This window comes from Enterobacter sp. PTB (assembly GCF_051130085.1).
Classification (GTDB): Bacteria; Pseudomonadota; Gammaproteobacteria; order Enterobacterales; family Enterobacteriaceae; genus Enterobacter; species Enterobacter ludwigii.
In genome coordinates this window covers 1-813 of sequence record NZ_JBDKEE010000094.1, presented here as the reverse complement: position 1 = coordinate 813, position 813 = coordinate 1, and the positions used below count along the sequence as shown (strand labels likewise).

The window sequence follows — 813 nt, the reverse complement described above, 5'->3', positions numbered from 1 at the left end:
TGTGAACTCGAAGAGTAGGGCGGGACACGTGGTATCCTGTCTGAATATGGGGGGACCATCCTCCAAGGCTAAATACTCCTGACTGACCGATAGTGAACCAGTACCGTGAGGGAAAGGCGAAAAGAACCCCGGCGAGGGGAGTGAAAAAGAACCTGAAACCGTGTACGTACAAGCAGTGGGAGCCTCTTTTATGGGGTGACTGCGTACCTTTTGTATAATGGGTCAGCGACTTATATTCTGTAGCAAGGTTAACCGTATAGGGGAGCCGAAGGGAAACCGAGTCTTAACTGGGCGTTAAGTTGCAGGGTATAGACCCGAAACCCGGTGATCTAGCCATGGGCAGGTTGAAGGTTGGGTAACACTAACTGGAGGACCGAACCGACTAATGTTGAAAAATTAGCGGATGACTTGTGGCTGGGGGTGAAAGGCCAATCAAACCGGGAGATAGCTGGTTCTCCCCGAAAGCTATTTAGGTAGCGCCTCGTGAACTCATCTTCGGGGGTAGAGCACTGTTTCGGCTAGGGGGCCATCCCGGCTTACCAACCCGATGCAAACTACGAATACCGAAGAATGTTATCACGGGAGACACACGGCGGGTGCTAACGTCCGTCGTGAAGAGGGAAACAACCCAGACCGCCAGCTAAGGTCCCAAAGTCATGGTTAAGTGGGAAACGATGTGGGAAGGCACAGACAGCCAGGATGTTGGCTTAGAAGCAGCCATCATTTAAAGAAAGCGTAATAGCTCACTGGTCGAGTCGGCCTGCGCGGAAGATGTAACGGGGCTAAACCATGCACCGAAGCTGCGGCAGCGAC

At 52.6% G+C, this 813-nt stretch carries 1 rRNA gene; it reads left to right on the top strand.

Going from position 1 to position 813, the window contains the following annotated elements:
• Positions 1-813: ribosomal RNA gene (locus tag AAIR21_RS27715) — 23S ribosomal RNA — on the top strand; the annotation flags it as partial.